At 46.1% G+C, this 8,662-nt stretch carries 5 protein-coding genes; 2 read left to right on the top strand and 3 right to left on the bottom strand.

What is annotated here, in order from left to right; all coding sequences use genetic code 11:
- Positions 1–230: hypothetical protein (locus ACX0G7_RS25270; protein WP_458926324.1), on the top strand; the 230-nt coding region annotated here is incomplete at its 5' end.
- Between the two features lie 57 nt (positions 231–287).
- Positions 288–4,376 (top strand): hypothetical protein, encoded by a 4,089-nt coding sequence (locus tag ACX0G7_RS25265; protein ID WP_458926323.1) that lies wholly within the window; start codon positions 288–290, stop codon positions 4,374–4,376.
- A 112-nt stretch (positions 4,377–4,488) separates the two neighbouring features.
- On the opposite strand, the gene ACX0G7_RS25260 is transcribed toward ACX0G7_RS25265, so the two are convergent.
- The 3 genes from ACX0G7_RS25260 to ACX0G7_RS25250 all read right to left on the bottom strand — a co-directional run bounded on the left by ACX0G7_RS25260 (position 4,489) and on the right by ACX0G7_RS25250 (position 8,605).
- Positions 4,489–5,217 carry a 3-keto-disaccharide hydrolase gene (locus ACX0G7_RS25260; RefSeq protein WP_458926322.1) on the bottom strand — a complete coding sequence of 243 codons (729 nt, stop codon included), beginning with the start codon at positions 5,215–5,217 and terminating at the stop codon, positions 4,489–4,491.
- A gap of 98 nt (positions 5,218–5,315) precedes the next feature.
- Positions 5,316–6,104, bottom strand: a complete 789-nt coding sequence (locus ACX0G7_RS25255) for a formylglycine-generating enzyme family protein (RefSeq protein WP_458926321.1) — start codon at positions 6,102–6,104, stop codon at positions 5,316–5,318.
- 137 nt (positions 6,105–6,241) lie between these two features.
- Positions 6,242–8,605: a DUF7133 domain-containing protein gene (locus tag ACX0G7_RS25250; RefSeq protein WP_458926320.1), complete on the bottom strand. Its 2,364-nt coding sequence runs from the start codon at positions 8,603–8,605 to the stop codon at positions 6,242–6,244.
- Positions 8,606–8,662 lie beyond the last annotated feature (57 nt).

Raw genomic sequence — 8,662 nt, 5'->3', positions numbered from 1 at the left:
GTACAGAAGACCGACTTGGCGGATTTGTTCTTTTCCGGGGAAGAGCAGAAATCCTTGGAGGAATAGTTACGGTGACCATCCAGATAGAAGCGAGCGGGCAGGTTCAGAAACGAATAGGACAGGAAACAAATATGATAGCGCAGGTTACCTTCAGCCTTGACATCAGCATCTGTTTTATTATCGACATCAGCTTCACTGAAAACTGGCAGGAGACCAGGCAATTAGCGTAACGGACAATTGCCCGTAAGTCTCCTTTTCAGTATAACTAATCAGCTTAAAGTTTGTATATGAACGCAAAACTTTCCATACTAACCTTTCCACAAAAATGGATCGGTAACCAGCTAACGATTCGCGTGGTCGTAATGCCAAGAAATTATAATCCCCTCATTCCGATGCCCGGCATGGGGCCGGATGCCTGGGTGGACGCACGTATCGCATTACAGGTGAAACTGATTTCGGACCCTGAACTTTATCCTTCGACTACCGTTGTTGCACAACCTTTTGACCTGCCCGGGCTTGCGATGCCCGCTGATACAAGACCGATTTTTGAGGACCTCGAAAAACAGTTGACAAACGGGGGAACAATCACCGCAAACAACAGGCTACAGGCCCCCGACAATAAAAACACCATAAAAAAATATCTGCCGCAAAGCTATCAACAGAGTTTTAATTTCACTTCACCACGAACAAAAGATGCGGTTACTGATGACAGTTATGCCTGTGCTTTACGTGACAAACCAGTTGGCGCATTTGTGCCCACTACCGTGGCGGACCTAAGCTGGGGAAAGGTGTTTGCATACTGCCTGAGGCAGCCAGCACTTGCTGAACGTGTAGGTTTTATCTATGAAGCAACATTTCCTGTTGATCCGTCTCTGGTTAAAAAAGGAAGCTGGATCTATGTTGACCTCGCCCCCGGATGTAGCTATTTTGAATCTATGACTGAGGCCCCGTTGGGCGATGAATTAAAAGGACAAAAAACCGTTAAACGTTATGCCGCCAGGCTTCCCAAACTCAAAGATGGTGATGACAGGCCCCTATTCTCTGCTGTTCAATTTCCTGTGTTATTAAAAGATCCGGAACCTCTAGATAGTCAGGATGTAGATATCCCACTTGTGCCATCAGGTTTAGATGAACTATTAATTGAGAATGCACAATACGATGATGGGTTCTGTAAGATCGTTCATGCAAATCAGCCATTAAGCGGCGACTTGCTCCGTGAAAAAGAGGACAAAGACTTACCCGTCATAACCGATGCCGGAATCCGTCTTGGTTGGGATGACGAGCAATTGCTTATATGGATGAACCGCCAGTTAAAAGAAGATGAAAGTATTGGTGTTGGCCTCGGTCGCAGAACAGATGCCCCGATGGGTGTAATGCAATACAGGGTTGATGTGAGGTTGCATAGCGATGATGTGAACAATCCGAATCCCTGGATACCGCTTTGCAGGGTACGCAATAAAGCGAACCTGACAATTGGTGGCCAGCTGATAGATGCTGTTGCCGGTGAGCGGGAATTGGGAGTTGAGGTATATCCTTCCAGGCCCTTGCCGGGACAAGGCTTCTGGCTGCCTCAGTATTATTCGCATTGGATTGGTAAAAGTCTTGTTCTTGCGGATAAAGAGGCAATTGAAATTTTTAAGAAAGAACAAAACGAGATAGCAGACAAAAAGGCTAAGAAGTTTGATCTGTATGAACCAGCCGGTTTACAAGGTGTGCAGCTTTTGTATGGACAAAATTATGATTTTCGTGTGCGCCTGGCCGATATAAGCGGCGGTGGGCCGGAACTGAAGGATAATCGTAAATATGCTTCGCCATCACCGGAGGGCCGCTGCGATTTTAAGCGTTTTGTTCAACCCCAGGCGGTAAGATTAAATAATATCTTACCAGTTAAGGATGACGAATATTTTCTGGATGCAGTGTTGACTATGAAACGCCCCTTGCTGGGCTATCCTTCTGTGCTGTTTACCGGAGATTATCCGAATGCAACCGCAGAGCTGATCGCAGATGCGGAAGCTAATCTGCTTGAGTCGCAGGCAGATTTTACGAAGCAACGTCCTGTGGGTCTGCCTGATCCCAATGTGGTGGCCGTTGAAGTGCTCGTGGAAGTGAAAGCACTTGGTATGGATCTGCAGCTCCGGGATAACAAAGACAGTCATGAAAATTACGCTAAACTCTATATCACTGAACGCAGGTTCCCGCTGGGTTTTGAAAGCGAGTTATCTATTCCCCTCAATTTCGTAGAGGCACCAAGACTGGCATTTAAGCCAACGCAGGACCTGGGTGAACTCGGCCTGGTGGAAGGTGGTGATAACATTGATTCGCACAACGATATCGTGTTGCCAAAATCAAGAGACGTCCGCATCACGATCCGGCCAAAGGTGGAGGCAAAACCGGGGTATCTCGCAAATACGGACCTTGTGAAGTATGGCAAGCCGGTTACATTCATCACGCGAAAGGCAGGGGAAGTTGAAACCGGTCTGTTTAAGGCCCTGGCGGACGTCGATAGCATACGTGGCATCTGGCTTCAGCCCGACACAGACACCTATCTGAAGGCAACAGTAACGGAAGTGTTCGTAGAAAATAATAGTCCCACACATTCCAGCAGCCTGATAGAGCGCCTTGCCGATGCGATCGATAAAACAATTGAAGTAGAAGCAAAGGGTTTAAGCCTGGTTGGTAAACGCGGTTGCCGGATTCAATTTGGCGCGAGCCGTCTTATACGTCATAACCTGAGTCCGGATAGTACAAGTATCACCATCGCAACAAAAAGTGATCTCCTCAACCAATGGATTGTGCCCATTACGTTTATACTTAACCGTGACTGGACCTGGGACGGAATCCAGCCCATCAGTTTTAATATATATCGTCGGAAAAAACTGGTTGGGGTTGGTTTAAATGAAGAGGAAAGGGCTGCTATCGACTGGGGTGAAGAGCAGCTCGTAGGCGATATTGAAATGAAACAGGCAATCAATATACAGGCTTTGTATGATGCGGACAGAAGCCAGACCTACCTGTGCTTTTTAGATGCTGTTGAACCGAAGCCTGAAAATCCGACTGATTTCCCGGAGGAGATCATGGTAAGTTATCGCATCGAATCATTTTTCAAATCATCTCCCGGACCGGCCGACGTTCAAGCGGATGAATTCAAGCCTTTACAGTTACATCTGCCGATCACCGGTAAGCCATCACAGGTTCCCCGGATTGTTAGTGCGGGAATTGCACAAAGTAAATATGTAGCAGATGCTGGTTATGCCAGCACCGAACCGCGTCGTCGTTTTCTGTGGTTGGAATTTGCCGAACCGGTACTGAATAAAAACGATGCATATTTTATCAGGATGGTGGCTTATAGTCCTGACCCGTTGCTCGCACAATGGAAAGCTGAAATGCTGAAGGCACCTGAAGAGGCGCCCTTGCCCATTAGCGCTGAACTCATCAGGATCATCAGTCCCAATCACACGGACGATGCTGCCGGTCTGAATGCCATGCAGCAATTGACGCCGGCAGATAAAAGCAAGGTCCACTTCCTTGTGCCTTTGCCTCCCGGCATGCATGCTTCATCTCCCGAGCTGTTTGGCTTCTTCACCTATGAGATACGGGTGGGTCACAAAAAAGGATGGTGCACGGCACAGTCACGATTTGGTCGCCAGCTAAGGACAACCGGGGTACAGCATCCAACACCCCAACTTTTTTGTATTGTTAACCGGAATGAAAAACATATTATGGTTTCTGCTCCTTACGCACAAACTGTTTTCAACGGTGCTGACGTAACAACAAATCCACCACGCACACAACTATGGGCTTTGCTTTATGCCCAGGTAAAACGCGCCGATGATAAAGAGTACCGGAACATTCTGTTAGACGATCAGTTGTTTGTGCGGCAACGCCCGGAAACGGATCCGGCAACCGGTGTACGTAAAATGAATTCCAATACGGATGGGATCCAGTATGGAATAACGGGCTGGAAGAATAAAGACGTTGAGCAAATGTTGCTTGATCTCGGGTTGCCGATAACCAGCAACCTGAGCGTTCTGGCAGTTGAAATGTTGCCGACTTATGAAAAATTCTGGAGCCCAAGTCCATTATCAAGGAACGAAAATCCGGCGCTGAGCCGTGTAAATCCTGGTCTCGAGCTCCTGAACCTGAAGCAAGGGATGAGTATACAATATTTCAGGAGTGCGGTCGGTGAGGTCGATCGTGCATCTGCCGCGCGACAACAAAAACTTGAGGAACAACGACAATTGCGGATCGAAGAAGGATTTATAAACCAGGCAGAAAAAGGAGAGTCTGTCCGGCCGTTAACCGATGAACTGGGAAGCCAGCGCATATTGAGAACGAGCACACTGGTACCTGTCCCCGAGATTTGTTGTAGCGAATAACTGTATCGCGTTATGCAAATGGATGGCGTTATGCAAATGGATGGCGTTATGCAAATGGATGGCGTTATTCATATGAATGACTTTATGCAACAGGTGATAGGCGGAATGATGATCAGTTTTCCAGGGAGCCAGGTAACTCCTTTATTGCAATATTCCGGTAACGATGCATTGCCCCCGGTGCCCATAGAGTAAGTCCGTTCCATTCACCGGCCGCCGGTGAAAATAACGTGGTCCAGTGTGATTGAAGCCCGATCATCCCTTGTGTTGCACCCGCAATGAAATCGTTTTTTGGTTGGGTCACATCCCACATCAACACCCCGTTTATCCAAAGTGTTATATGCGGTATCTCGCCCGCCATTCTTATTCTATAAGAGTTCCAGTCATTGGCTTTCCAGATTTCAGCGCGGCCCTTGCAGGATGCTGCTTTGCTGATCTGTATTCGTTCACCTAATAAATTACCTGTGCTCTTCGATGTTTCATCTAATTCAACCTGGTAAGCGATACCACTTTCCGACGACCTTATAAATATGCCGCCGTTGGTGAGCGAATCAATCTTCACTTCTATATAGAGTTCGAAGTTTTTATATTTCTTATCTGTCAGTAGTACGCCGCCTTGTCCATAGGGTTTTTGTCTCACAACTATAACTCCATTTTCCACACCAAAGCCTGGAGTTGTACCCTGGTGTGTTGTCCGGCTGATATGCCAGCCTTTCAGGTCTTTGCCATTGAAAATAGTTTTGAAACCGGGAGGTACCTGGGCATGGCAAATCATTATGTCAAGAAAACATAGTATAACAAGAAGGGTTTTTATGCCTGGTATGCTGGTCCTGACTTTTTGCATTGTATATACGAGATAACAGTTCTTACATATTCTTATACAAACGAGATAACATTTCTTACATAATCTTATCTAAATGAGATATAACCTGTTTTTCATCTTTATTTTACTTCCATAACTAATCGTAGCCCTATATCGAACCCATTCCCCGGTCCCCCTGCATGGGTCATATAGGTTGCGTTTTTAACATCACCGGTAAATGACGATCCTTTCAGCACATGTTGCCTGCCTGATCCGGGCGGCACTGATTCTGCGAAAATTTTTTCATTGTAAAAATCCTGGACCCATTCCCATACATTACCAAGCATATCGTACAGGCCCCACGCGTTTGGCTTTTTGGTGCCAATGTGTGCCGGCATGGTTCCTCCCAAAACAGCAGTAGCCTGTATTTCTTTCCATGCAATATCGTCCTCTGCCCCTGCTCTTGCGGCATATTCCCATTCAAACTCCGTTGGCAATCGGTATCTGTTTTTTTTATCCAGCCCATTCAGTTTTTTTATGAATGCGGTTGCATCCTGCCAGGTGATATTTTCTACGGGCTGCTTTTCCATGCTGTCTTTTTTAAAGACCGATGGATTATTACCCATCACTTTTTGCCATTGCGATTGTGTTATTTCGTACATGCCGATATAGTAGGCATTCTTAATGGTTACGGTAAATCCGGGCAAGGCATCTTTGCTTGCCATTTCCAGTGATGCTTTGACTAATTTTTCAGGCAGGGGGTTTCCCCGGAAATCCTTGTTACCAACAGTTGGCTGAAATCTGCCTACGATCATTTTTCCGGGCCTGATCAAAACGAATTTCATTCCCAGCTCATTCGTAAATGTGTGTTCCTGTGAGAACATGGTATGACTGATGAATAAAAGGGATGACAAGGCAATGATCTTCATTTATAAAAATATGTTTAGGTCTTTAAAATGGCGTTAGTTACTCCTGGAATTTGTGTCCTTATTGTATGAATGTGTCGTTGATGCTTGCATACATTCTGTTTCTTACTTCCTGAAATTTTATTACTTTATCTTAAGTTCTAGTGGAGCTTCTTATCCCAGTTGGTATTTTCTGCACGGCCAAGTTTGAAAATTTCCAGCAATTGCAAGGTAGCGCCACTTTCATAGGGAGGGTTTAGTTTCTTTGGTGTCTTCTCACGAACCATCTTTACTTCCTCTTCTGTTACAATAGAAGCATTGTTCCCCAGTTCACCACTGTTGCGAATATAACTTAATACCGAGGCGATCCATTTGTCATCATTGCCAGCCATAGACGGCATAGTGTTCGGATAAGTTTTCCCGTCTATGGGACCCTGGAGTCCCATTAGTAACAGTTGTATGTTCATGATCTTATCACCACGGACCCGTGGTGAACCTGCGAGTGGGGGAGCAGGCATATCTTTACCACCGATGGTGATGCCTTTGCCATCCGCGCCATGACAACTTGCACAAAGCTGTTTGTATATCTTTTCTCCATTTTTCACCAGTTCCCTGTCTGCACTGCTTAGATTTTTTGTCCTTCTGAGTTCTTCCATCTTTGTTTTTTCTGCTTCCACAAAGGTTGCGAAAGAGAACTGCATCATCTCGTTGTTTTTATTTGAAGCCAACAGCTTATCAACAATGCTTTTTGCCTTTTTCGAATTGTGTCCACGTATAGATAACGACAGCTGGACCCTGACATCTGCGCTGGGGTCATCCCGCAGCCTGTCCAACTGATCGAGGATCTCACTGTCATCTTGTTTGATATACCGTTCGCTTATCCAGACAGCCGTTTTTCTAACCTGGGCTGATGTATCACTGAATGCGGTAATCAAGGTAGACTTATCGATAGACTCGAGTCCTTCAAGTGTCCATAACGCATGTATTCTTCCCAGCTCAGTTGGCCCGGTCTGACCACCAGCCTGTTTGCCCAGCGCCATGTCCCGGAGTGCCGGTACTACAGAACGATCGTTATGATAAATGATCAGTTGTTGTGCATTATCGCGCCACCAGCCGTTCGGATGGTCAAGGTAAGTTACGAGTTTGCTTACGGGCTCACTGAGCATTGCGGGACGACGGTTGTCGGGCTTAAAATCATCGTGGACAACTCTATAAATGCGACCCATACCTTTGTTCTTAAACAATTCTTTTTCCGCGATCATCTTGCCGAGATACGAATCAGGTGTTGTCCATTCGCTTTCCTGTATTATCCCGTGATACATGTCGACTATATAGAAGCAGCCATCAGGGCCCGTATAGGTATTCAGTGGACGGAAATTCATGTCCGCCGAAGCCAGCCAGTCTTTCTGATGATAAGCGTCTTCGATATAGATCTTTCCATCCCTGTTCAACACCTTTCCCCTTTTGATAATTCGCCCGACTGGCTCAGGAATAAAATAGTCACCTTGCATATCAGCAGGCATACGATCGCCACGATATATAGATTGGCCACAGCCCGCTGTAAATTCTTTCAGTGTATTGTCCTCCGGCCGGAGTGCTGATCTTCCACCCTGGGCATCCACGGTGCCAATGATTGGCCAGGGTTTTGTGAATTCTTTGGTATACTGGTCAGCAAAGTTTAATGCACCGTAAGCAGGCAGTTGCTGGATTTGTACGGCGGGTAATCCCGGACCGGCTTCTGAATAAAAAAGCCGGCCATAGTTATCACTCGTGAGTCCCCACTGGCCAATCATGTTATCGACCATGGTATCTGCTATAAGCATACCATTTTTGTATTTATATCTCAGGTTGTCACGTGAAGGATAGATCCAGTTATCGAGGTTCCAATAAAAACCGCCGTTCTGGTGTTCAAGATTTCTTGAGTCGATTACAGCATTGTTAAATACGATTTTCTTTTGGTCCGCTTTTCCATCACCATTGGTATCCCTGTAGCTCCATACGTGTTGCACGTTGGTCACTGTAACCAGTAATTGATCTCCTACAGCGAGTATCGTTCGTGGCAATACGAGGCTGTCAATAAACACAGTTGCTTTATCCATCCGTCCATCACCATCCAGGTCTTCCAGTAGTTTAATCCTGCTTGTTGGTTCAAATTCGCCGGTTGCATTCGCATCCTTCATATAAGTATTCATCTCCGCAACATACATCCTGCCGTTGCCGTCCCAGCAAATGGCCACTGGTTCCTGGACCATTGGTTCGCTTGCTACGAGCTCCATCCGGAAACCGGGGGGTAGTAGTGTCATCTTGATGCTCTCTTTGGGGGACAATGGTTTAACAGGTGGATTAGTATCAACCACTTTTCTTTCTGAAAATGACGGCAGTGGATTAGCTGGCTTATCGTCTGAACAGGCGCTAAATATTGTTGCTATTAGTATTACAAAGAGAAGGGCACTATCCCGGTTTCTTTTCCTGGCTTGCTTGTTGCCGCAGTTGCCAGCTATGATATAGAGTAGGTTCATTCGCATGATTCACTATTTGTCGGTTCTATTACTTCTGATTCACAATTATCGGTTGTATTACTT

It is taken from the genome of Flavitalea antarctica (assembly GCF_054461535.1).
Note: the sequence above shows the minus strand (reverse complement) of the source record. Positions and strands in the feature narration are given on the sequence as shown.

Bases quoted from the DNA above. Each gene is read 5' to 3' on its own strand.
- ACX0G7_RS25250 (WP_458926320.1), bottom strand. From the start codon at position 8,605: ATGCGAATGAACCTACTCTATATCATAGCTGGCAACTGCGGCAACAAG.
- ACX0G7_RS25265 (WP_458926323.1), top strand. From the start codon at position 288: ATGAACGCAAAACTTTCCATACTAACCTTTCCACAAAAATGGATCGGT.
- ACX0G7_RS25260 (WP_458926322.1), bottom strand. From the start codon at position 5,217: ATGCAAAAAGTCAGGACCAGCATACCAGGCATAAAAACCCTTCTTGTT.
- ACX0G7_RS25255 (WP_458926321.1), bottom strand. From the start codon at position 6,104: ATGAAGATCATTGCCTTGTCATCCCTTTTATTCATCAGTCATACCATG.